The organism is Nostoc sp. DedQUE07, from assembly GCF_034530975.2.
In the GTDB taxonomy this organism is placed as follows: Bacteria; Cyanobacteriota; Cyanobacteriia; order Cyanobacteriales; family Nostocaceae; genus Nostoc.
Map to the genome: position 1 here is coordinate 77,190 of NZ_JAVRCC020000011.1, position 24,971 is coordinate 102,160.

Below are 24,971 nucleotides of genomic sequence, written 5' to 3' on the forward strand. Positions count from 1 at the left end.
TCCAAATTCAAAATTAACAATCCCCATTAATAGATTTAGGAGCTTATATCCTTTCATTTATGGGCTTTTATGGGCTATAAATACAATGTTTTTTATTTAAAATGTCTTTTGTTCCTATATCTGCAAGGAACTCAAGCTTTTGAAACTTATAACTGATATCGATTGATATCATGTCTGCTTGGTTACTTCTTAAATTTAATTAACAGGAATTTTACTCTTCTCTACCTTTCGGGGGTCTACGAGAAGCTTAAGGCTACAGTAAAATCTTTCGTCTTATGACTATTAGCCCAGAGTTTTAATTCAGGGCGGGTAAATAACACAGGCTGTAATTGGGTTGAGGATTAAATGTTCTAAGTTGTAAAACTTTATTGCAAAAACATTTTTTTAAGACAAAAGGGTGTATTTTTGGTAAAAGCCGAAGGCTCAAATGAGCAAAGAGCCTTCGGCATTTATCAATATACTAAGCTTTCGAGCCTAACTCTACTTGCAGAAGTTAATACTTTTTGTAAGTAGAGTTTAATTATTACTACTTGTTACTACTTAGTTAGAAGTAGAAGCAGCGCTTGATGACGAAGCAGTAGCACTGTTAGGAGTAACGGTGACGTTAGTAAAGGTTACAGCTATATTGTTGAGGCCGCCGCTTGCTGAAGCATCTGCATCAGCTTGTGCAACGCTGTTGAATTTAGGGGGCTTGGGCGGGATTACGACGACGACGATTTTCTTAGGCTTACCACCACCAATAATTTCTTCAGTGGTATTTTCCAAGTAGTTCAGATCAGAAATAATCATTTGAGTTCTCCTAAAATTTGTAACTGTTGTTGGGAATATTTGGTCTAACCAACTTGTTTCGTTTGGCTATACATCTAATATACTTTATTCCTCAAAAAAGTCAATGCTTTTTTGAGGAATTTTTGATTAAAAAAACTAATGTATTTGTGTTGAAAAATCATTATATATAGTCTTATTTGAAGTTAGAAAAAACTGCATGACAAATTTGAGCAGAAATAAAATAATTACTGCCAAGCAAGAGTTATAGCGATTGAATTTAACTTTGAAATAACGCAAACACAGCACTTTGTAGATATATTCACAAAACACTAAAAAGGAAAAAATATTAAGTTTTAAGTATATAAAATCTGTATCTGCAACATTTTTGAAGCTTCAAGGAATCTCCGATAACTTAGGTAGATACTTTGCGACAAAAACATCTGAAAATTATGAAATTATTTAGTCTTGGTGTATAACATATCTATTAATTCCTCTTGTGAGCCGTCTGAGTCTATTTGAGTGACTATTTTCATCATGGTGATTTGTTGCTTTAACCAATCAGAAAAGGATTCTGTAATGATTTTTTGGCGCAACTGTTCATCTAATTGGGGTTGAATGATTTCTTCCACCCAAATTAAATACACTCCCTTGGGAGTCGTTATCGGTTTGAGAGCTTCTGGTGGTGCAGCAGCAAATACGGCGGCTGCAATCTCTGGACGAAAATCTTTGCGGTATCGGAGTCCTTTGTATCCATAAGCACGACGAGCTTCTGGTTCTGAGATATATAGACGAGCAATATCTGGAAAACTGATTTCGCCTTCTTCTAGGGCATAAAAAAGCTCTAAAGCCAAGTCTCGACCCTCGAAGACAACTTCGTAGGTAACGGCGGCGATATAATCTAGCTGATGTTCGTAAAAGTGCTTTTCCAGTTGATCGGAAAATAGATGATTCGCTAACTTCCGCGAAAGGATGTTGTTGTAGGCTAATTCTTCAAACTGATCCACAGAGAGGTGATGTTTTTCTAGCCATGACCAGGTGTCTTTAGCTTTGACAAGCTTCTTGGCGAACCTTAAGTTATCTCCTTCTTGCTGTAGTTCTTCTGGCGTGACTGTAATTCCTGCCGCTTGAGCTGCTTCGGTAATAATACTTTGCGACGCGATCGCCTCCACAACAGCAGGTATCTGACAGGAGAGTTTAAGACTGTGAATGATATCTGAGGTAGAAATGGTCAGATTGTGGGGCATAACACTATATCTCCAATAATTAAGCGGATTGGGTATCCCTTCTCTGCGAGACGCTAGGCGAACGGCTTACCTCGCAACGCTTGGCACAAGTCGCTCAGGGCAAGTGAGCACGCGGCATTAATTATTCCTCCAATCTCCCTTGTCCTATTTCCTGATTTGGATGCGATATCTTTAACTACATCTCCAAACCGCCCTTTTTCAGTTTTTTGAACGGATCTAGAACAAAGTCAATTACTCGGCGTTGACGAATGATCACTTCAGCATTTGCTGTCTGACCGGCACCTAATGGAATACGTTTGTTGCCATTTTGGACATACTGCTGGTCTAAGGTGATTTCTAATTCATAGGTTTCGATGTTGCCTTGGGGTGTTTGGCTAACTTTTGAGTCAGGCGAGATCCAAGTAACTTTTCCTGGCACGATGCCATACTCTTGGAAGGGATAGGCATCAAACTTGACTTTTACTGGCATTCCTACCTTCAAGAAACCGCTATCCTGATTAGGCATATTGGCTCTGAGTACGAAGTCTGTTGTTGCGGGTGCAATTTGGGCAATCCTTTGACCGACTTGTACCACTGCTCCTGGTTTAGTTGTGGGTAATTCAAAAATCACCCCATTAAGCGGCGATCGCACCACGCGCTGCTGAATTTGCAATCTTGTAGATAGAAGCTGGCTTTTTGTCTGAGCGATTTCTGATTGCGTTGCTGTTATTTGTGCTTGTAAATCTTTTAGCTGCTCCTGATTTTTCATTACAGCTAGTTGTCCGGCTTGCGTGGCACTTTTATAACTACTTTGTTCTTCTTGCAGTCGGAGTTTTGCTTGTTTGATATCAGACTCCAACGTTTTGATCGTTACTTGATAATTATTTAGCTCTTGGGCTAAACGTAATTCGGCTTGTTTAATATCTGATAGAGACTTTTTATAAAGTCGTTTGCTTTCTTCCTCTTGTTTTTTGCTTTCCTCTAATTGGATTGTCGCAACTACCTTCTTGTCAACAAGTTGGCTATAACGTTCAACTTGCGTAGAATTTATACCCAAAAGTTTTTTAGCTGATTCTTGATCGTCGCGACTGGTGGAAATTTGCTCCTGTGCTTGTTTAACTGATGATTCTTTTTCTAACTTTTGGAGGTTATAGCTACTCAGTTTGGCATCCAAGTTTTGCCGCACCTGGTTGAGTTGAGCCAATTTTTCTAATTCTTGGGATTTATTTTGTTGTTCTAAAAGACTCGTTGACATTAAGAGTTGATTTTTCAGCATTTCCAGTTGGGATTGCCGATTTTGTAGCCCTTGCAATTTGCTCTGGACTTGTTGCAGTTCCGTTTGCAGCAACTCAGAATCCAGTTCTAGTAAAACCTGGCCGGCTTTAACTGTATCTCCTTCTTTAACCGTAACTGCTTTGACACTTCCACCAGCTTGAGCGTCTAGTTTTTGAGTTGCGCCTTTAGGTTCTATACGCCCTCTGGCGCTACCAGTTTCATCGACTTTTGAAAGAGTTGCCCAAGGCAAAAATAGACCAGCAAAGCCGATGAGCGTATATAACAAACCACGAGTCCAAATTCGAGGTAAGGCATCGAGTAGTTTTTCTGTACCGTAGTACAAATCTTGACTTTCATTTTCTGCCTCTATTTGCTCGTCAAATACCGATTCCTCTTGCTGTTTGTAACTTTGATATTCATCTTGCTCATCTGGGGGAAGTGGGGACGATCTGTTGGGATGTGGCATGGTTTTATTTCCGATAACAGTAGATGGGGAGTGAGGGAGAAATCAATTCAAAATTCAAAATTCAAAATTGTTCGTGTAGAGTCTCGTAAAGAAGAAAAAGACTGCCCAATGCCCCATCAACTAACTTGAGACATCTGTTGTTGATTCAGGTAGTAATAATGACCTTTTTTAGCGATTAATTCGTCGTGGGTACCGCTTTCTACCAAAATACCTTGATCTAAAACCAGGATTAAGTCCGCGTTGCGGACTGTAGAGAGGCGGTGGGCAATAATTACACTTGTGCGTCCTTTAAGAATTGTTTTGAGGTTGTTTTGAATAATTCGTTCTGATTCTGAGTCTAGGTGACTAGTGGCTTCATCAAACAGTAATAGCCGGGGATTTCCGAGCAAAGCACGAGCAATAGCTAGGCGTTGGCGCTGTCCACCAGAAAGCATACCACCGCTTTCACCAATTTCTGATTCGTAACCCATCGGTAATTTTTGAATAAATTCATCAGCTCCAGCATATTTTGCTGCTTGGCTAATTTCTTCTGAAGAAGCATTTGGATTAGCGATCGCAATGTTTTCACGAACAGTCCCACCAAATAGGAAAGTATCTTGGTCTACAACGCCGATTTGGGAACGGAGCGATCGCATAGATACACTGGTGATATCGTTACCATCAATGAGTATTTTGCCATCTGTCGGTGGGTATAAACCTAAAATTAATTTACTGAGAGTTGTTTTTCCAGAACCACTGCGCCCTACGACTGCAACCATCTGTTCTGGCTGAATTTCAAAGTTGAGATTTTCTAATACGTTAGTGTCGCTTTCTGAGTGATAACGAAAAGTAACATTTTGAAAACAAATGTTACCGCGAAGTTTACCCAACGATTTGCGGGGTTTAATTGCTAAGTCTTCTTCTGGTTCCGCCTCCAATACATCATTAATCCGTTCGGTAGAAATCACGATTTCCTGTAATTCATTCCACAGCAAAGCTAGCCGTTGGAAAGGACTCAAGACGTTACCCACCAACATATTGAAAGCAACTAGTTGTCCAATAGTTAGTTCGTTATTAATTACCTGGGTTGCTCCATACCACAGCAATGAAGTATTTACAAAGGTGTGGATGACGCCACTGATAATTTGCAAGCGATTGTCAATTATTTGAGCATTAAAGTCTTTTTTGATTAAATCATTTAGCAGTTCCTCCCAACGCCAACGCACTGTCTGTTCAATTGCTAATGAGCGAACAGTACGAATTCCGCTTAGGGATTCTATGAGATAGCTTTGTTCTTTGGTAGCTGCATTAAAAATATCTCTGGAGATGCGGCGCAAAATACTTGTGCTGGCCAGCGCCAAGATAAAAAATGGCGGTACAGTACACAGCACGAATAATGCCATCCGCCAGCTATAGGAGAACATCAAAGCCAGATAAACCACTAATGTCAGCATATCCAACACAATCGAGAGTGTCTGACCAGTCAGGAAGTGCTGAATTTTCTGGTTTTCTTGGATGCGCGAGATTATATCCCCAACGAAACGCGACTCGAAATAAGCAAGGGGCAAACGGAAGGTATGTTTAATGAAGCCTACGAGTAAGGCGATACTAATGCGGTTAGCAGTGTGAAATAAGAGATATTGCCGTACACCGTTGACAGCAACACCAAACAACCCAAAAACAATCATTCCCAAACCAATGGCGTTTAAGGTTGGAACACTGCGTTGCACAAGTACTCTGTCGAGCAACAACTGGGTAAATACTGGCGTTACTAACCCAAATAATTGAATGACTATCGAAGCTATGAAAATTTCTACCAGTGTTCGATAGTGAGGTTTGACTAGCTCAAAAAATTTCCAGAAGCTTCTACTTTCGTCTTTAGCACTTTTTAGTAGAGCTGTCGGTTGCAGTAACAATGCATAACCAGTCCAACCTGCTTGAAATTCAGCTTTTGTCAGACTGCGTTGACCAAGAGCCGGGTCACATACAATCACCCGCTTAGGAGTGATTTCATAGACAACAATAAAGTGTTTACCTTCCCAGTGAGCAATTGCAGGTAAAGGTTGTTCTGCTAATTTATCAAGAGTAGCTTTCACTGGACGGGTGGCAAAACCCAGGTATTCTGCTGTTGCTGCCATTGCTTTTAGGGATGCACCGTTGCGAGTGACATTGGTCATATCCCGTAGGCGATTGATACTAAAATGTTTGCCCCAATAGTTACCAATCATCACCAAGCAAGCAGAACCACAATCAGCTGCACTTTGTTGGGCATAGAAGGGATAGCTTTTGGTAATCCGCTTCCACCAATGCCCCATTTGTACTTTCGGACTGGGAAAGTAAAAACGTGATTTTTTTGTTGGCTGTTGTTGTGATGGCTTCTCTCTTTGGGGAAAAGGAATAATTTTAGATTTTGGAGATTGGAAAGTTTTTTCTCTAGTACCTAATCCCCTGCGACGCACTGAGCCGGTCGTTGCGTCCTCAGTCTCCAATTCCGTTTCGCTGACACTCATGCCAAAAGACCACTCCCCTAACTCCGGGAAGTATTCTAGTGCTGTTTGCATTTGGTCGTTTTTCAGAATGTAAGCAATCGTTGGTTGCGTTGTTTGCCAATCTCCTTGTTTTGGTTGAGCAAAGATTGTACCTGGTGTCAAAAAATCGCCTTCAGAATGCCGCAGTTGACCTTTGTACAATAGCCACAACTGTGAATCTTGTGATATTTGTGGACTTACAGAGCCAGTTTCTAACTGGTGTCGCTCAAACAAAGATAAGGCTTTGAGCATTCCTGAAACTTGTGATGTATGGCGCGGGAATTGTGATACTTGGCGACATAACAACAACAAATCCCAAAGTTCTGCACGGGCAAATAGGCGATCGCGAATGTTAGGATACTTGTCTATCAACCTTTGCAATGCTTCTTGACTGAAATAGCCAAGTTTCAAGCTTGTCGAAGCTCTAACTACATAAGGACTAAAGTTAGCTTCGGGAAACAAGGTCAATTCACCAAAAACAGACCATGCACCAAAGGTAGTAATTAAATTCTCAGAGCTATCTAATAGTCGGACTTTACCTGTAAGAATAATATATATACCAGGATTCGCCTGTGCAGATTCCCAGAATTGCTTTGCTGATGGTGGCTCCACAATCTCCATTTCTGCCAAGAAGTCCTCTAATTCTTTTTCTGAGAGTTTTGTATCTAAGGTGTACAAAATTCTTTCACCCAGATGTTGCTCAGAAAGCACTGATGGCATTTTTTCATCTCCACAAAAAAAATTTACTTATCAGTCGGAATCCAATTCAAAACTTCATTAAAAATATTATTTAATCCCGTATTTTCACCGAGTAAACTCTCAGCTTTATTAAAGTAGAGTTGAGAAAGAAACAGTATGCTAGCAAAGCATCTATCTTTTACATACAAGGTATTTTTATTGAGTGGGCAATCTACAAGAAGTTGTTGCAGCGAGTTATTGATGTGGCAATAACTAGTGTAAATGCTAGAATATCGAGCTAGAGCTTTGTTTAACGACATTTAGCTTCAAAAGCGACTAACTGCATTGACAGCCTCTGCACAAATATGGATTGCTCATTTTTGCAATCAGCAGTGGTTGTAAGCGATCGTTAAGAGTAATTATTTTCGCAATCTAATTTGCTGTATGCAGCAAGAGCTATGCAAAGTATTTCATTCCTCAATCACAAACTGAAGTTTTTTCTAGTTCCGGACAATGTTATGGCTGAAAGTTATTTCATGCTCTCGAACAACACCTGACTCGGAAGAATTTTTAAAAGAATGTTTTCAAACATTCCTAACTTTTTAACAGCCTTGTCTTGACTTAAATGGTGTGACATAATTGTAGTTATAAATTGCATTGATTCGTAAATTATGTGAAAACGTAATTCATTAGCAGTTGTGTGAACAAAGCCTGACAGCAAAAAAAACACAACTACAAATCTGACTAACGTTGTAGTGTTAATCAGAAATTTACACAATGTGCAATTAGCTCCCAGCATATTCCCTAGTACTTTGGCGAGTCTAGGGGATAGTCTCCGGGATAGCTTCATCCCGCTCGTGCAACCTGGAACAAAAGAAGATTTTGAGTAGGCTACAAGAAACAGAAGACTATAAAAACTATAAAGCTATAAAAGCACATCGTAATTTTGTTTAAGTAGTATTTTACCAATTAAGCTAAATTACACTTAAACAAATATTGCTTGAGTTTGCTTGGAGATTCCAGAATGGATCTTTTTCCAGCACTGCTTAGTATCTTTTAGGGAGCATCTAGCAAGTTATTTAACGTTTGTATTATACCTCCTATAGTGTAACAAATGCAAGTGACTAAAAGAGACTTGCGAACATCATCATATTTACATACAAACATGATATTTACATAATTAGCTTACACTCTTTCTGTTCTTAAATTTAGATATTTTAGTAGTTTCTTAATGTAAATTTTCTGACAAGTCACCTAATAGATGATATTTAACAAAAAAAATATATTTAACAACCATTTATACATTAAATCTTTAAATAGCGAGGTGGCATAACATGATGCTAGTCATAACGGCGACTATTGTTTGCTTAAAGGTAATATTTAAGTTGTTTAAATTAGCTGTGAGGTAAAACACATTAATGTTGTGATCGGGCACACACACTAGTTGACTAAGGCAATCTTAGCATTTTTCCCATCAAGGGTATAGCAGCAATACATATTACAGCTTGATAGAAGTTGAGAAATAACCATCATGTTTAAATGAGTCTATAGTTCAAAAAATGACAATAAATCGCCAATTCGTCTTTTAAAACCTAAGATTACCATCCGATCGAGTCAAGTAATAAATGGATAAATTGAATGGTGGTTATAGAGCCAGTGCCCTGACAAAGTGTAACACCATCAATTTGGTAAAATATAGAAAATCATCCATAGCGGTTCTTAATCAGATAAGGTACATCCTCAAAGTTAAAAATATATCCAGTCCAGTTATACCTCAGTTGCAGAGGAACCGCTATAAAAGTAACCAATATCACTTTGGTTGCGATCGCCAATGCTGTTGCTGTATATTTATCCATTGGAAAATCTACTTGATGAGAAAATTATCCCTGTGTAATCTAGGGATCTTTATATTACTCTCAACAGAGAATATTTAAATGCTTGTTTCTTCGTGCTTAGTTCTAAACGCAAAGATTTAATTTAAATGGTAATTAGCTTAAAAGACCATAGGACTTACGCACAAGTTACGAAATAACCAACCGCAGAGGCGCAGAGAACACAGAGAAATCAGAGTTTGAGAGATATTTTGCGTAAGTCCTAAACCGGTAAGGAATTCAGTTCCTAAGTTGTGGCGCGATCGCTGAATTTTCCCCTTGGCTTGCTCGATGAAAGGAGTTTGTGTCATACTTACAAAAACCACAAATTACTAAATCTCGGTCGATTTTAAGTAGTATTTACAGGGCATTAGGGAGCATTAGAAGTAATACAGTTAGGGCAATGAGGATTGGGGGTGAGGGGAGACTGGCGTCATGCGAAAAATTGATATTCCTACAAACTTGAGATGCTTCCATATTGAAAAACATCTCTGATTTAGTAGTACAGTGAATTACGAAGGAGTACTTATGTCACAGTTGGAGCAAGCAGTGCCAAACACCTTTGTAGCCCAAGGTCTAGAAACTCTCCCCAATATTTTCGACCAAGTTGAGGCTTTGGCCAAAGATTTTGCCACCCGCGCAGGGGCACACGATAGAGATGCTTCCTTTCCCTTCGAGAATTTTACAGCTTTGCATGAGGCAGGATTACTCAACCTCACCATTCCACGTGAATTCGGCGGCCAGGATTTGGGTTTGGCAACTGTCTGTCGGGTGATTGAAGGGATCGCACGTGGCGATGCTTCGACCGCATTAGTACTAACAATGCACTATCTTCAACACGCTCATGCAGCCCGTAGCCGTCGCTGGCATCCAGAAGTGTATAAGCGGCTGTGTCGTGAATCAATTGAAGGCATTGCCCTGCTGAATGCTGCCCGTGTTGAACCAGAGCTAGGAACGCCAGCCAGAGGCGGATTGCCAGCGACAATTGCCGAACGAACAACAGAGGGCTGGCGTTTAACAGGACATAAGCAATACACCACAGGCAGTCCCATCCTCAGCTATTTTGTTGTTTGGGCACGGACAACTGAAGATGAACCACAAGTTGGGAATTTTATAGTTCCGCGCGATCTGCCAGGTTTGCGAATTGTCGAAACCTGGGATCACTTGGGGATGAGAGCTACAGGCAGCCATGACCTCATTTTAGAGAATGTATTAATTCCCTCAGAGTATGCTCTAAATATCAACCCCATATCAGTTGCACCATCTTTCGATCCGATAATTTCCACTTGGGGCAGTTTGACAGTGAGTGCCTTATATCTCGGTGTTGCTAGTAGTGCGCGAGACTGGCTTGTTAAATATCTTTGGGAGCGATCGCCTTCTAATCTTCAAGAGCCACTGGCAACTCTGCCACGCTTCCAAACTGCCGTGGGTGAGATAGAAGCACTGCTATTTGCTAATAATAGATTGATTTATAGTTTGGCTCAAGATATTGACAAGAGCGAATATGAGCCTAACGTAGGATTACAGGCACAGGCTGTTAAATATCTTACTACAACTAACTCGATTCGTGCTGTGGAGATTGCCTTAGAACTAACTGGCAATCCTGGTTTATTAAAAAGAAATCCTTTAGAGCGTCACTACCGTGACGTTTTATGCAGCCGTATACATACGCCACAAAATGATGTTATTTGCCAATCTTTAGGAAAGTCTGTGTTGAAAGTTAAGTGATTGGGCATGGGGTATGGGGGAAGACTTGTTGCAAGTTCTCATTAGAGTCACCTTGTCTCTCATCTTCTCAATGCCCAATGCCCAATGCCCAATGCCCAATTCCCAATCCCCAATCACCAATATTTAGTATCCAGCTTGCTTGTCTACAACATTCCGCAAAGGCTGACCGTTTTGGTAGCGTTGAAGATTGTCGATAAATAGTTGTGCTATGCGCTCTCTGAGGCGTGGTGACAAGGCTGAACAATGGGGAGTGATAAAAGCGTTCGGTAACGACCATAAGGGACTTTCTGGCGGCAGAGGTTCGGTTGCAACAGTGTCTAATCCAGCACCCGCAATCCAACCCTCACGTAGTGCAGTCAGCAATGCGGCTTCATCCACGATCGCACCACGAGCAATGTTAATTAGGTAAGCAGAGTGACGCATAGAGCGCAACGCAGCTTCATCGATCGAGCCTTTAGTTTCTGGGGTTAATGGTGTGGCAATCACTACATAATCTGCGGCTGGGAGGAGCGATCGCCACTCATCAGCGCCTACAACTTTGTCAAAATTCGGTAAGGGTTCGGGATGGCGGCGACTACCCCAAACTGTGACTCCAAAGGCTTTAGCACGAGATGCGATCGCTTGACCGATATTTCCTGTGCCGAGAATTAATAAAGTTGCGTCTGCCAACTCTTCAAGAAACACTCCTCTTACCCAAGTGTGCTCATTCTGCAAAGTTTGCAATTTCCGCAGATTCTTGGCGTGATAGAGCATAAATGCCAGTACAAATTCCGAAATTGGAATTGCATGAACCCCTGCACCATTAGTGAGGATGATGTCCTTTTGCAAAAAAGTTGGCGTGAGGATGTGATTTACGCCAGCACTCGGTGATTGTTGCCAACGCAGCGCGGGTGCTGCTGTCAGTACTTTGTCAAGAGTAGAGGTTTTCAGGTAAAATCCATTGACATAAATCTCTGCATCACTGGCATCACCATCGAGATTACCTTCACTATCCACCTCTACTACATCGATATTAGATGGTAGGTGTGGCTCTATATCTGCAATGAGATGATCGGGTAAAATTAGTTTCACCATTTGTTAGTCTTCCATTTCATTTTGAATTTTCAAAGGGACTGGGTATTAGGGCAGAAAGACAGAAGATTAAAAGTTAAATTCTTTACCAATTTCCAATGCCCAATGCCCAATGCCCAATGCCCAATACCCAATGTTTAGTATCCTGCTTCTTTATCTACTACATTTCGTAATGGCTGACCAGCTTGGTAACGCTTTAGATTGTCGATAAATAGAGCTATTGAACGCTGTTTACTCTTGGGTGAATGACCGGAAGTATGAGGAGTGATAAAGATGTTAGGAAGTGACCACAAAGGGCTTTCTGGTGGTAACGGTTCTGAGTTAACTGTGTCTAATGCTGCACCTGCAATCCAACCTTCTGTGAGCGCTTTTATTAATGCCGATTCATCGATTACGCCGCCGCGAGCAATATTAATAAGGTAGGCATGATTTGGGAGCGATCGCAATACAGATTCATCAATAAATTCTTTGGTTTCGGAAGTTAGAGGTGTTGCAATAACTATATAATCTACCTCTGGCAGGAGCGATCGCCATTCATCAGCACCTACTACTTTATCAAAATTTGCTAGTTCTTGAGGATGACGGCGACTGCCAATAATTCTTAAGCCGAAGGGTTTAGCACGGGCAGCGATTTCTTGACCAATACCACCAGCGCCAATAATTAGCAAGGTTGCATCTGTTAATTCTTGGATAGCAAAGCCTCTTTTCCAGTGACGTTCAGCCTGTAAAGCATATAATTCTTGTAGATGCTTGGCATGAGCCAGTATATAAGTGATTACAAATTCTGCGATCGGAATTCCATGTACTCCAGCCCCATTAGTGAGGATAATATCTCTTTGCAAATAAGTTGGTGTCAGGATGTGATTCACCCCTGCATTTGGTGCGTGATGCCAACGCAATGCCGGTGCTGATTCTAGTATTTTATGTAGTGTCGGACTTCTCGATAAAAACCAACTGAAATAAACTTCGGCATCGCTAGCATCCCCATCTAGATTTCCTTCAACATCTACTCGTACAATCTGTGTATTGGGTGGTAGATGTGGCTCAATGTCAGCAACCAAATCGAGCGGCAAAATGAGCTTCATTGTAGATTACCTCTTCTTTATTTACAAGGCTATATCTGTAAATTGCTTCTGCTTGACAAAAAACTAAGTGCCATTTTTACTTGGCACACATTATGATGATATTTAGTAAGATTTCAAAGTTTATTCTTTAATCTGTAAATACATAAACTCTAGATCAAAATATTGGGTATTAAATTTATACGCCATTTTCTGTGTACCATATATTTGAAAGCCCAATGATAAATAAAGTTGTTTTGCTAAAAAATTGCTTTTAACAATATCAAGTAATAAAATTTCTACTTCCTTAATAGCCTTCGCTCTTTCAATTAATTTTTTCAATAAGAGTTTACCTATACCTTTTTCCCGATATTCTTGTTTAACATACATGCTACTAATATGTGCTTTATGCCGAAGTTTTATTCTGGATTCTTGGTTGAATGCGACTATTCCAATTAAATGTTTATCCTCAAAACATCCCAAAATAAAATTATTGTTATCTACTGGAATTCTATCCCGAAATTGTTCTATAGTTTTAATTACTTCTTCTTGATATGTTGTGCCAAATGAATCTGGATTTTTCTCTAAAGCTTCTAATCTGATCTGTCTATAATCTTCTGCATGAGCCTTTGTTAATTTTTTGACAATCATTAAATTAAATATAAGTAATAGATACTTGTGTATTATTGAATTTTCAATAAAGCGATATAGATTATATTTTAGTTTATCTAGCTCGTAAATATAGAAAAAATTACCCAGACCAGCACAGAGGAGAGTTGGGAGGTATTTTGAGTGTTCATATAGGACTCATATTTTATTTTTGCAAGGCTAAGTACACCTTTATTCCTTCTTCCCAGTCCCCAGTCCCTACAAATAATTTTTTATTGCTATAGGCAAGTTTTAATCTCGAAGTAGCCTATTTACCGCAGCTACCTCAAGTTGAATATTGATTGACTACTAAAAGCTTAAATTTCAACTACTAAGCTGTAATAACTGGTTGTTTACTTGAGTATTTTCATTGCTCATTACTCGTTCTAAAACAGCTTCTCTGATATTGATAAACACTTCGCTACTTCGATCTCGCGGGCGTGAAAGTTTCACAGGTAAATCCATAGAAATCTTTCCTTGATCGATCACTATCACTCGGTCTGCCAACGCCACAGCCTCTTCCACATCGTGAGTAACCAAAAACGCAGTAAATCTTCGCTCTTGCCACAAGTTTTCAATCAAATGCTGCATTTCTTGGCGAGTTAGAGCATCCAATGCTCCCAAAGGTTCATCTAGCAACAACAAACGGGGCTGACTGGCTAACGCTCTGGCCAATGATACCCGTTGCCGTTGTCCTCCAGACAAAACATAAGGCCACTCATCAGCTCTATCTTTAAGTCCGACTTTATTTAGTACCCACAAAGCTTTTTCACGCCAATTACCTTCTAAGCCCAACCCCACGTTCTGAATAACACGCTTCCACGGCAGCAAGCGGGGATCTTGAAACATCACTGTTACAAAGCGGCTGAGTCTATGTAGTGGTTCTCCATCAAGTAATATTCCACCTGAAGTTGCTCTATCTAATCCTGACACAAGACGCAATAAGGTACTTTTACCACAACCACTTCGTCCGACAATAGCGACAAACTCACCTGCTTCAACTTCTAAATTAAGCGAGTTTAAAACAGTTTTCTTGCCAAAAGATTTCGTCAAATCCAAAATACTTAGTTGTGTACCCTGTACATTTGAACTCACTTGCAAAACCTCCTTTTGAGAACAATTAGAATTTAATTATTTGATGAGATGTTGAAAAAAGTAACCCACATTTAAAATCATGATTTTTCAACCTATGATTTTGGTGAACTTAGCATTTATGACTTTTGATAATTGGGATTCCAAGCCAAGAATTTTGTTTCTAATCCTCTGGCAACAGCATCTGCTAATTTACCTAGTAGTGCATAAATTACAATACTCAAAACCACAACATCGGTTTGCATAAACTCACGAGCATTCATTGCCATATAACCAAGACCGGAATCTGCTGCGATCGTTTCTGCCACAATTAGTGTTAGCCACATAATCCCCAACGAAAAACGAACACCAACGAGAATCGAAGACAAAGCTCCTGGAAAAATAATTTGCCACAGAAGTTGTGGTGTTTTTAATCCATAGACTTTTCCCATTTCAATCAGTCCAGGGTCAACACTACGGATACCATGAAATGTATTGAGATATATCGGGAAAAATACCCCCATAGATACTAGAAATAATCTAGCTTGATCGCCAATACCAAACCAGAGAATCACTAGCGGAATTAATGCCAAATTAGGGATAGTACGGAGCATCTGTAAGGAACTATCCAATAACTTTTCTGCTACACGGGAAAAGCCATTGAGCAATCCCAAACCGAACCCAATACTGCCACCAACTATAAAACCAGATATCGCCCGCCCAGCACTAATTCCTATATGTTGGAACAGTTCTCCAGTTGAGCCAAGTTTAATTGCTGTAGCGATTACACCACTAGGGGCTGGTAAAATCCTGGTTGAAAGTAGACCAGTTCTAGAAGCAAGTTCCCAAAGAATTAATATGGTAACAGGCACAATCCAAGGAACTATTTTCTCGATTTGCGGGTTGTCTAACACCTCGCTCAGGGATATCTTGTTTTTGCTTTTGGTGCTTTTAAAGGTAATAGTCATGGAATTTGGGATTTTAGATTGTTCCAAAGGATGAATCTAGAAGCATCACCAACAAAATTAGTAATTTACCTTTTAATTACAAATTACTAATTATTAGGTCATGAAGCACTTGTGAGTTGTTTCGCAAATTTTTCATTGGCGACGGTTTCGCCAACAGAACTCAAGACTGGTGGTGTTAAAGGTGCAGGTTCACTTTGCAAAGGTAGGCGGGGAAATAATAATTCAGCAGTGCGATACGCTTCTTCTAAATGGGGATATCCAGAAAAAACGAATGTTTCTATCCCCAAATTGCGATATTCCAGCATCCTAGCGGCAACGGTGTCAGGATCTCCGACTAAGGCCGTACCAGCACCACCCCGCACCAATCCAATTCCTGTCCAAAGGTTGGGGCTAATCTCTAAGGTTTCTCGGCTACCGCTATGTAGTTGACTCATGCGCCGCTGTCCTTCAGAATCAGATTGAGCTAAGTCTTTCTGAGCTTTAGCGATCGCATCCTCATCCACATACTTAATTAGCTCATTGGCTGCATCCCAAGCAGCTGACTCGGTTTCTCGCACAATTACATGCAAGCGAATCCCAAAACGAACTGTTCTGCCTTGTTCAGCCGCTAGTCGCCGAACTTCGGCAATCTTTTGGGCCACTTGTTGTGGAGGTTCGCCCCAAGTCAGGTAAACATCTATATGTTTAGCAGCAACCCGCTTGGCGGCAGCAGATGAGCCACCAAACCACAAAGGTGGATAGGGTTTTTGAACTGGTGGGAATAGGAGTTTACCACCTTTGATATCCAGGTAGTTTCCTTTAAAATCGACTGTTTCCCCACTGACAATACCCCGCCAAACTCTGAGAAATTCATCGGTTAAATCATAGCGATCGTCATGACTAAGATGCAAACCATCCCCAGCCAGCTGCACCGGATCTCCACCCGTCACTACATTAATTAACAATCTTCCTTTAGAAATCCGATCAAATGTTGCTGCCATCCGTGCAGCCGCACCTGGGGAAGTAATTCCTGGACGAATTGCCACGAGAAACTTCATCTGCTTGGTGACAGATATAAAAGCGGCGGCGGTTATCCAAGCGTCCTCACAAGAACTCCCTGTAGGTAACAATGCGCCTGTGTAGCCTAAACTATCCACAGCTTGGGCAATTTGCTGCAAATAATCAGGTGTGGCAACACGAGAGCCAATATCTGTGCCTAAATAGCGTCCGTCATGAGATCCAGTAGGAATAAACCAGAGAATTTGCATTTGTGTCAGACAGGGTACAAGTATATATCCTACGGCAGGTCGATCGAATTACCGTAGTTTATAGTCAGCATTTTACAGGAAATTATTTAAAACGCCAGTATAGATTAACGATTCATAAACAATAACTGCCCACAAGATTGAGTTTTTACGCACAATGCCAATCATCATGACACTTTTTTTGCAACAATAGCTGTCGTGAAGAATACAAGTTTTGTGTCAATTACTCGCCTTTTTGCGACTTTGAAGTGTTCATTTCTGGTTTCATCGACAGAAACCTTGCTAATTTGCACTTTCTAAAGATGAAAAAGTACTAGGTCTTGCATTGTACCAAGCTCTATGCAAAGATAATGCTACGAATGTACGGTAAGTCGATAGAAGTATCGTACTTCAGTAACGCTTGATGCTGTCAAAATATAGCTGATTAGAAAATAGTGTTTTCAATTAATGTTAATTGGCAAATAATCGAATTTAAATCAAGCTTGAGTCAATGTCAATAGCCATTGATGAACTTTATACAGCATAACCCAAAAAAAGGATTTTAGGATGTATTAGAAAGATCAGTTCATATAGCGTGTGGTTGAGTTTCCCTTAAAAGTAGAGAAGTCCTTGCTAAGGCAGTCATTGTCTGATTCTAGATGTTTTTAGGATTATTTTAAACGTCAGAATTCTTAGTTTGCTGCGAATTTTGGATTGGGCATTTAACTACTTAGTACTGGTTTCAATACTTATCAGAACTTTGCACTTTTTTTAGCGGCTAAAGCCCTGCTGAATCTATGTTCTAATCGTTTTTTATAAACATTAGAGCAATGATTTGTCTTGTCTTTTATGTCAAATAAAGGGCGAATTTATTCATCTTTAAGGTTGAGGAGTTAAGGAGTCATGTTGAAATTTCGCTGGAATTATAGATCCATAGTGTTGCTGCTTTCGGTGCTAGATATTCTAGCTATACTGGTAATTCATCCAGCTAAAAGTCAGGCTGAATTACCTAAATCTGATGTATCTACTATTGTAGAAGAGAACAAAGCTCCAGAAGCAGTTGTCAATCAAACAGTAGACACTTCAATTGCACCAGTCACTGTTAAAAAAGCTCCAAACGAGCTGCAAGATCGAGTGATACCTGTATCACAATTGTTGCAAGCTACACCGCCAACTAACCAAAAAACCCCAAAGAATGCAGCAGGGCAAGTAACATCCGTCTCACAACTATCTGATATTAAGCCGACAGATTGGGCATTTCAAGCATTACAGTCTCTAGTTGAGCGCTACGGTGTAATTGCAGGATATACAGATGGTACATTTAAAGGCGATCGCTCCCTAACGCGCTATGAATTTGCCGCTGGGTTGAATGCAGCTTTAGATCGCCTCAATGAACTAATAGCGACTTCAACGACAGATTTAGTCAAACGCGAAGACTTGGATACCATCAAAAAACTACAAGAACAATTTTCTCCAGAACTCGCTCAACTTCGGGGACGCGTAGATAGCCTGGAAGCACGAAATGCGAAGTTAGAATCAACTCAGTTTACGACCACAACCAAACTTATAGGTCGAGCTCAGATTGTTGCTGGCGAACTTCTGGCGGGTAATAATGTCTTCACTAAGAGACCAGCACCTAACAATCTCACACTTCAAGGCTCAACGACTTTACGGTTAAACACCAGTTTTAACGGTAAAGATTCACTAGGTATAACAATAGGAGGTGGAAATATTGAATCACTGGGACAAACAAGAGCTGGATTATTGGGAACTTATGAGGGGAGAACTGCTGATAACTCCAGTATTACTTTTGCACGCAACACTCTTATTCTCAGTGGTGTTCGCTATCGGTTTCTACCTTTTCCAAATACCCAAGTCAACATTTATCCCTTGTCTGACGGAGCTAGTGAGATAGGTCTTTCTGGTCCGGTTAACCCATATTTTGAATCGTCTTCTGCAACTGGTGCTAATGGGATTTCGCGATTTTCCCGGCGGTCTTTGGTCTATAACTATGGAGATAGCGGCCCTGGAATTGCCATACTCCAAGGATTAGGCAAACAGGTTCAATTCGGGATAGCGTATAGCGCACCAAACGGTGGTAATCCGACACTTAATAATGGCTTATTTACAGGCAGATATTTAGCTTTAGCACAGTTAATATACTACTCCGGTAATCGGAATTTTCGGGTAGCTGCAACTTACGTTAATACCTATAGCCCACCAAATACCATAGGTTTTAGCGGAACAAATTTCGGCCCAGCAGTCGGGAGTAACCTGGTAAACAGCACCGTGCCTGGAGTAGCAACTCTAGGCAACCTTTATGGCCTACAGGCGTTCTATCAAGTTAATTCCAAGTTGGCAATCAATGGGTGGGTAAGTTATGGGGTACACACCTATTTGGGGCGCGGAAATGCTGAAGCTATGGATTGGGCGGTAGGACTGGCATTCCCGGATCTTTTTAGTGAAGGTGCTTTAGGGGGGATTTTAGTTGGTATGGAGCCAAAACTCACCAGTCTTAGTAATAATATAAATTTGGGAAAAGGTCTAGGACAAGCGGACAGAGATACTTCTCTGCACGTTGAAGCATTCTACCAATATAAAATCGGAGATAATATTGAGGTTACGCCAGGTTTGATCTGGATTACTGCACCTGATTCGGATTCCAGCAATCCTGATAGTTTATTTGCTTGGGTTCGTACTGTCTTTAGGTTTTAACCGAATGGCACTCCCCGGACTGAATAAAAACAGGACTTACATTCGTTTAATCAAAAGTCCGGGGATTCTTGAGTCTTAAGGGAGCGAATGTTAGTGCCGCAAGACAAAGACAATTCAATTTCGTGTCTTTTCTATCTAGACAAAACCGTTTAGAAAAATTTATTAAACTACGGCAAACTTATCGAATTTAAGTATCTTATGAACTAAAATTCGATCGTTACACAAAATACGTTACAAAGCAAGTTCTTGAGAAAGATAATTCCGTTGATTTTACATAAATTTACGTTTGAAGTTGTTTGGTAAAATGCTTGCTTTTTGCCGAAAACTGTGAAAGACTTTATTAAGTCAAAAACTACGGTTTATCGATCAAGATAAAGTATTTAATCAATGTCAAGCTAGTTATAGCAAGGGACTGGGGACACTTCGACAAGCTCAGTGCATCGCTGGGGACTGGGTGAAAAGCCTTTTTGTATCTAAGTTTTATCGTCTGTTGATGTCCTAACCACCTTGACTGTTGCTATAGAACCTGTATTAAGCGATCGCAATTTCTAGATTTTTAAATATTTATTTTGCAGCATGGATGGGGTGAAGACTTGATGCTTAAGAGTTTATTGATGGAGGGAAATGGTAGATGCTAAAGACGTTAACAAACGATTTTGAACTCGACTTAGAAGCAGATGTACTTGTGATTGGAGGTGGGCCGGCTGGAACTTGGGCGGCATGGAGTGCTGCATCAAGTGGAGCTAAAGTTGTCTTGGTGGACAAAGGATATTGCGGCACAACTGGATGCGCTGCTGCATCTGGAAATGGTGTGTGGTACGTGCCACCCGATCCCGAAGCAAGAGAAACTGCAAAGGCGAGTCGGGAGTCGTTGGGTGGGTTTTTATCCGATCGCAACTGGATGGATCGAGTACTGGATCAGACCTATGCAAACGTCAATCAGTTAGCAGAGTGGGGTTATCCCTTCCCTACCGACGATGAAGGTAAACCCTACCGGCGATCGCTGCAAGGGCCGGAGTATATGCGGCTGATGCGGCGGCAAATTCAACGCGCTGGAGTCAAGATTTTAGACAACAGCCCCGCCTTAGAATTACTGGTTGATGACGATGGTGCTGTTGCTGGTGCAACAGGTGTGAACCGTCAAACTGGTGAGAAATGGATAGTGCGATCGCAGTCCACAATTATCGCCACAGGTGGCTGTGCATTTCTCAGTAAAGCGTTAGGATGCAACGTCCTGACGGGGGATGGTTATCTGATGGCGGCAGAAGCCGGAGCCGAGATGTCGGGTATGGAATTCTCCAATGCTTATGGCATCTCTCCCGCCTTTTCTTCAGTTACCAAAACCCTGTTTTATAATTGGGCAACTTTCACCTACGAAGACGGTACTGTAATTCCAGGGGCAAGTTCTCATAGACGTTCAGTAATAGCCCAGACATTACTGCAACAGCCAGTTTACGCCATCATAGACAAAGCCGCAGAATCAATGCGGCCATCCATGCGTTTAGCACAGCCCAACTTCTTTTTACCCTTTGACCGTGCGGGTATCGATCCATTTACTCAACGTTTTCCTGTAACTCTGCGCCTAGAGGGAACTGTGCGCGGTACGGGGGGAATTCGGATTGTAGATGAGAGTTGTGCCAGTTCTGTACGAGGACTCTATGCGGCTGGAGATGCCGCTACACGCGAACTGATTTGTGGCGGATTTACTGGCGGTGGTAGTCATAACGCGGCTTGGGCAATATCTTCTGGCTATTGGTCGGGGAAATCGGCTGCTGAATATAGCCGTAATTTGGGAGAACAGAAAACTCAACGACAAGTTAAGGGTGTTGGAGAGGTAGGATTAGAAAGTGGAAGCGATCGCTCCTTAGCAACTGACGAAATTATTCAAGCAGTCCAAGCTGAAGTATTCCCCTACGAAAAGAACTATTTCCGTACAGAACAAGGCTTAACCGAGTCTTTGAGTAAGCTAAATCATCTTTGGCAAGAACTTCGCAGTAGCCAGGTAACATCAGAGAAAGAGCTTCCCAGGGCGCGAGAAGCTGCGGCAATGGTAGCCACAGCGCGATGGATGTACAGCAGTGCCATTGAACGTAAAGAAACTCGTGGTATGCACAAACATCAAGACTATCCAGAACTTGATGCTAACCAGCAACATCACTTGATTAGTGGCGGATTAGATCGAGTCTGGGTAAAAACTCAGCCTTTACTGAATGCAGAAGATATTTTCCAATCCAAAATCGCTCGACTGAGCGAAGTCGAAGTCCAAAATCTAAAATCCAAAATAGGAGCAGCAGTGTGATTGAGTTGGTCAGCGAGTCGCGGTGCATAAAATGTAATATTTGCGTGAATATTTGCCCAACCAACGTATTTGACCGCGTACCTGATGCACCGCCAACCATTGCTCGACAGAGTGACTGCCAAACCTGTTATATGTGCGAATTGTATTGTCCAGTTGATGCTCTTTATGTTGCACCAGAAAGCGATGTGACGGCTTCAGTTAACGAGGCAGAATTGGCAGAAGTAGGGCTACTGGGTAGTTACCGGGAAAACATTGGTTGGGGACATAAACGCACCTCAACAGCAAAAGCCGATGAAACATTCCAAATTTTGAAGCAGATGAAATAGTAACGCGATGTGCAACTTATCCTTAGAACCCCGCTTCCATTCCTCTCCCCCGCAGGTAGAGAGGCTTTGATTCCTGCTCCCCTTCCCTTCTAGGGAAGGGGTTGGGGGTTAGGTCTGAGAGAAAGTTGTACACCGCGTATAGTACGGCGGAGAAAAAAGTTATGCTGTCGTTTTCAGTAGTAACAGGTTCTATTAGTAAAAATAAATTTACTTCCAGATTATCAACCTCTGTGGCTTGTATCCTACTGTTAGTTACTACAGGATGTAGCCAAGGCGAAACTAAATCTGCTCAATCCATTGAGGCTGTTAATGTCAATAACACTGTTGCTGCATCCAATAATATTTCTACACTACGTATAGGTTATGTAGGTAGTTCAGCACCGACAGGGCCACTTGGTTGGGCAAAGAAAAAAGGAATTTTAGATCGGGAGTTGCAAAAAGCAGGATTTAAAAACATTACTTTTGCAAGATTTCCTAACGGGCCGGATCTAAATGAGGCGCTTGTTGCCGGACAATTAGATGTTGGTTCTTTAGGCGATACACCAGCCATAATTTTGAGAGCAAGGGGTCAGGAAACGCGACTGCTGCGAATTACTCAATTTAATACAACCGCCTGGTTAGTGGCGAAAAAAAATGGTGCGCGATCGCTTGCTGAACTGAAAGGTCAAAAAATAGCTACTCAAAAAGGTTCTTATATGCATAGATACCTGCTGGGTCTATTAGCTGAAGCTAAAATTGCCAAAGATGTAAAAGTTGTTCACTTGATGACTACTGAGGCAAAAGCGGCTTTAGAACGTGGTGATGTAGCAGCTTATGCAACCTCTAGCGATTTGGGGCCTTATTTGAAATCACAAGGATTTCCAGTGATTGATTCTTCAGCAAATCATCAGGGTTTGTCAGGGACATCATTAGTTGTTGCAACCGAAAGCTTTTTGGCGAAACAACCTGATTTTCCCCAAAAATTTAACGGAATTCTCACAGAAGCAGCCAAGGATTTAAAAGCTAATTCTGAAGAATATTATCAGTATCATGCTCAAACTACTAAATATCCCCTCGATATTATAAAAGTATCATTCCCACTCAAACAGGTATCAGAAGAACCATTACCAGCCGAAGGCGTGAAACTTTTAGAAGGGACAAAGAAATTTTTAGTCTCGCAAGGTTTAGCAAAATCCGACTTTAAATTAACAGATTGGGTTGCTAAAGAACAGCCTCGTTAATTTTATCTGTCTGAGCTTGTTACACAAAAATACTCCTCACTTTAGAGGAAGATTTTATGAATATTGCTGTTGCAGCTAATATATACAAGTTTGTGGAGAAGGATACGAGCAGCTTTGCTGATTTTCGAGATTTTGCCTTTACTAATCTCGCCACATTAGATGTAAAGAAAAATCTCAACTTCTTCAAAAAAATGCTGGTAAGAAGAAAGTAGACAACCTTCTTAATCAGTACTATCTACCCAATCCAATTGAAAAATAAGGTAGAACCTATGACTATTGCATTAGACCGTCCCAGAAAAACTAAGTCTGCTCAAATTCGGGAAAAGCTGGGTTATCCCATCATCGACACTGATGTACATACCCAAGAATTTCCACCAGCATTCTTGGACTATTTAGAGCAAGTTGCTGGAACTGCGATCGCAGAGCGTTTTCAAGAGCATTTACCCGGTGCATCTCGCTCTAAATGGTTCAAGCAATCTTGGGATGAACGCCGCACTTACCGCACCGCCCGCCCTCCTTTCTGGACTCGTCCCACTAACGATCCCCTAAATTTAGCTACCATTAGCTTGCCAAAGTTGTTGCACGAACGCTTACAAGAAGCTGGTACAGACTTTGCTGTTGTGTACCCTAACTTGGCAACGATGGCACCACACATCGGCAATGAGGAAATGCGGCGGGCTGTTTGTCGTGCAACTAACACGTATCACGCTGATATTTTCCGTCCTTATAGCGATCGCTTAACACCCATTGCCGCTATTCCCATGCATACGCCTGAAGAGGCGATCGTAGAATTGGAATATGCGGTGAAAGTGCTGGGACTCAAAGCAATTCAAATTCCCGGACATATCCGCCGCCCGATTCCCGCCTTCGAGAAGTATGGCGAAGAAGTAGCCAACGAAGCCATCTGGATTGATACTTTTGGCTTGGATAGTAAATATGATTACGATCCCTTCTGGGCGAAGTGTGTAGAACTGAAAGTTGTACCCACCACCCACTCTTCCGGTATGGGCTGGATTAATCGGCGTTCCATTAGCAATTACCAATACAACCATATTGGTCACTTTGCATCGGCTGGGGAAGCACTATGTAAATCTCTGTTTTTTGGTGGTGTAACTCACCGCTTCCCCACACTCAAGTTTGCTTTCTTGGAAGGAGGTGCAGCTTGGGGTGCTAGCTTGTACACCGATTTGATTTGGCATTGGGATACTCGCAATAAAGACCATTTGGTGGAAAATAACAATCCCGCCAATATCGATCGCGAAGAATTGCTAGAACTATATACCCGTTACGGTGGCGAATTAGTACATGGTCGTTTGGATCGGCTAGGTAGTGGTTTAGGTTTCCACGCTGATTTATTATCTCCCCTAGAACCAGGTGATTTGGATGAATTCGCCGTTGCAGGAGTTACCAAGCCAGAGGATATCCGCGATCGCTTTTTGAATCACTTCTACTTCGGGACAGAATCAGATGATACCCGTGTAGCTCAAGCCTTTAACCGGAAAGCTAATCCTTATGGCGACCGTGTTAAAGCCTTTTTGGGTTCCGATTCCGGTCATTGGGATGTACCTGATATTACTGCGATCGCTGCTAATACCTATTCAATGGTAGAACGCAAAATTATCAGCGAAGAAGATTTGCAATACTTCCTGTCAATTCATCCCTTGGAGTTGTACACCAGCCTCAATCGTGATTTCTTCAAAGGTACGGCTGTTGAGAAAGCAGCAGATGAATTTTTGGCTGCAAAAGAGACGCGATAAATCGCCGTCTGTACAATAATCAATCCTTTGTAGAGACGGCGATTTATCGCGTCTTTGCTAGTGGCGTCTTTGCCAATCCCTATAAACATTTGATGA

19 protein-coding genes are annotated in these 24,971 nt (G+C 41.3%); 7 read left to right on the forward strand and 12 right to left on the reverse strand.

Annotated elements, in window-relative coordinates; all coding sequences use genetic code 11:
• Positions 1-540: 540 nt before the first annotated feature.
• The 6 genes from RMZ95_RS11705 to RMZ95_RS11730 all read right to left on the reverse strand — a co-directional run bounded on the left by RMZ95_RS11705 (position 541) and on the right by RMZ95_RS11730 (position 9,099).
• Entirely contained in the window at positions 541-789 is a 249-nt protein-coding gene (locus RMZ95_RS11705; protein ID WP_322682417.1) for a hypothetical protein, read from the reverse strand.
• 434 nt (positions 790-1,223) lie between these two features.
• Complete coding sequence (locus RMZ95_RS11710) at positions 1,224-2,012, reverse strand: peptidylprolyl isomerase (RefSeq protein ID WP_322682418.1); 789 nt, start codon at positions 2,010-2,012, stop codon at positions 1,224-1,226.
• Positions 2,013-2,187: 175 nt separating this feature from the next.
• The gene (locus RMZ95_RS11715) at positions 2,188-3,732 is read right to left on the reverse strand and encodes an HlyD family efflux transporter periplasmic adaptor subunit (RefSeq protein WP_322682419.1); all 1,545 of its coding nucleotides are present in this window, start codon (positions 3,730-3,732) and stop codon (positions 2,188-2,190) included.
• A 116-nt stretch (positions 3,733-3,848) separates the two neighbouring features.
• Entirely contained in the window at positions 3,849-6,959 is a 3,111-nt protein-coding gene (locus RMZ95_RS11720) for a peptidase domain-containing ABC transporter (RefSeq protein WP_322682420.1), read from the reverse strand.
• A gap of 1,661 nt (positions 6,960-8,620) precedes the next feature.
• Entirely contained in the window at positions 8,621-8,773 is a 153-nt protein-coding gene (locus RMZ95_RS11725; protein WP_322682421.1) for a hypothetical protein, read from the reverse strand.
• 137 nt (positions 8,774-8,910) lie between these two features.
• Positions 8,911-9,099: a hypothetical protein gene (locus tag RMZ95_RS11730; RefSeq protein WP_322682422.1), complete on the reverse strand. Its 189-nt coding sequence runs from the start codon at positions 9,097-9,099 to the stop codon at positions 8,911-8,913.
• Between the two features lie 217 nt (positions 9,100-9,316).
• Between RMZ95_RS11730 and RMZ95_RS11735 the strand changes: the two genes are divergently transcribed.
• Positions 9,317-10,516 (forward strand): acyl-CoA dehydrogenase family protein, encoded by a 1,200-nt coding sequence (locus RMZ95_RS11735; protein WP_322682423.1) that lies wholly within the window; start codon positions 9,317-9,319, stop codon positions 10,514-10,516.
• A gap of 123 nt (positions 10,517-10,639) precedes the next feature.
• Here RMZ95_RS11735 and RMZ95_RS11740 read toward each other — a convergent pair whose 3' ends face one another.
• The 6 genes from RMZ95_RS11740 to ssuD all read right to left on the reverse strand — a co-directional run bounded on the left by RMZ95_RS11740 (position 10,640) and on the right by ssuD (position 16,582).
• Positions 10,640-11,590: a D-2-hydroxyacid dehydrogenase gene (locus RMZ95_RS11740; protein WP_322669996.1), complete on the reverse strand. Its 951-nt coding sequence runs from the start codon at positions 11,588-11,590 to the stop codon at positions 10,640-10,642.
• Between the two features lie 134 nt (positions 11,591-11,724).
• On the reverse strand, positions 11,725-12,672 hold the full coding sequence (locus RMZ95_RS11745; RefSeq protein ID WP_322682424.1) for a D-2-hydroxyacid dehydrogenase: 948 nt from the start codon (positions 12,670-12,672) through the stop codon (positions 11,725-11,727).
• Positions 12,673-12,792: 120 nt separating this feature from the next.
• Positions 12,793-13,299, reverse strand: coding sequence for a GNAT family N-acetyltransferase (locus RMZ95_RS11750; RefSeq protein ID WP_322669994.1), 507 nt, complete (start codon positions 13,297-13,299; stop codon positions 12,793-12,795).
• 321 nt (positions 13,300-13,620) lie between these two features.
• Entirely contained in the window at positions 13,621-14,391 is a 771-nt protein-coding gene (locus tag RMZ95_RS11755) for an ATP-binding cassette domain-containing protein (RefSeq protein WP_322669993.1), read from the reverse strand.
• Positions 14,392-14,507: 116 nt separating this feature from the next.
• Positions 14,508-15,335, reverse strand: a complete 828-nt coding sequence (gene ssuC, locus RMZ95_RS11760) for an aliphatic sulfonate ABC transporter permease SsuC (RefSeq protein ID WP_322669992.1) — start codon at positions 15,333-15,335, stop codon at positions 14,508-14,510.
• A gap of 98 nt (positions 15,336-15,433) precedes the next feature.
• Positions 15,434-16,582: an FMNH2-dependent alkanesulfonate monooxygenase gene (ssuD, locus tag RMZ95_RS11765; RefSeq protein ID WP_322682425.1), complete on the reverse strand. Its 1,149-nt coding sequence runs from the start codon at positions 16,580-16,582 to the stop codon at positions 15,434-15,436.
• 879 nt (positions 16,583-17,461) lie between these two features.
• On the opposite strand from ssuD, the gene RMZ95_RS11770 reads away from it, so the two are divergent.
• The 6 genes from RMZ95_RS11770 to RMZ95_RS11795 all read left to right on the forward strand — a co-directional run bounded on the left by RMZ95_RS11770 (position 17,462) and on the right by RMZ95_RS11795 (position 24,875).
• On the forward strand, positions 17,462-19,273 hold the full coding sequence (locus RMZ95_RS11770; RefSeq protein WP_322682426.1) for an iron uptake porin: 1,812 nt from the start codon (positions 17,462-17,464) through the stop codon (positions 19,271-19,273).
• 631 nt (positions 19,274-19,904) lie between these two features.
• Positions 19,905-21,572, forward strand: coding sequence for an FAD-binding protein (locus RMZ95_RS11775; RefSeq protein ID WP_322682427.1), 1,668 nt, complete (start codon positions 19,905-19,907; stop codon positions 21,570-21,572).
• On the forward strand, positions 21,569-21,898 hold the full coding sequence (locus tag RMZ95_RS11780) for a ferredoxin family protein (RefSeq protein WP_322669988.1): 330 nt from the start codon (positions 21,569-21,571) through the stop codon (positions 21,896-21,898). Before RMZ95_RS11775 ends, RMZ95_RS11780 begins: the two co-directional genes overlap by 4 nt.
• A 161-nt stretch (positions 21,899-22,059) precedes the next feature.
• Entirely contained in the window at positions 22,060-23,118 is a 1,059-nt protein-coding gene (locus tag RMZ95_RS11785; protein WP_322682428.1) for an ABC transporter substrate-binding protein, read from the forward strand.
• A 56-nt stretch (positions 23,119-23,174) separates the two neighbouring features.
• Positions 23,175-23,330: a hypothetical protein gene (locus RMZ95_RS11790; RefSeq protein WP_322682429.1), complete on the forward strand. Its 156-nt coding sequence runs from the start codon at positions 23,175-23,177 to the stop codon at positions 23,328-23,330.
• A 57-nt stretch (positions 23,331-23,387) separates the two neighbouring features.
• Positions 23,388-24,875: an amidohydrolase family protein gene (locus RMZ95_RS11795; protein ID WP_322682430.1), complete on the forward strand. Its 1,488-nt coding sequence runs from the start codon at positions 23,388-23,390 to the stop codon at positions 24,873-24,875.
• Positions 24,876-24,971 lie beyond the last annotated feature (96 nt).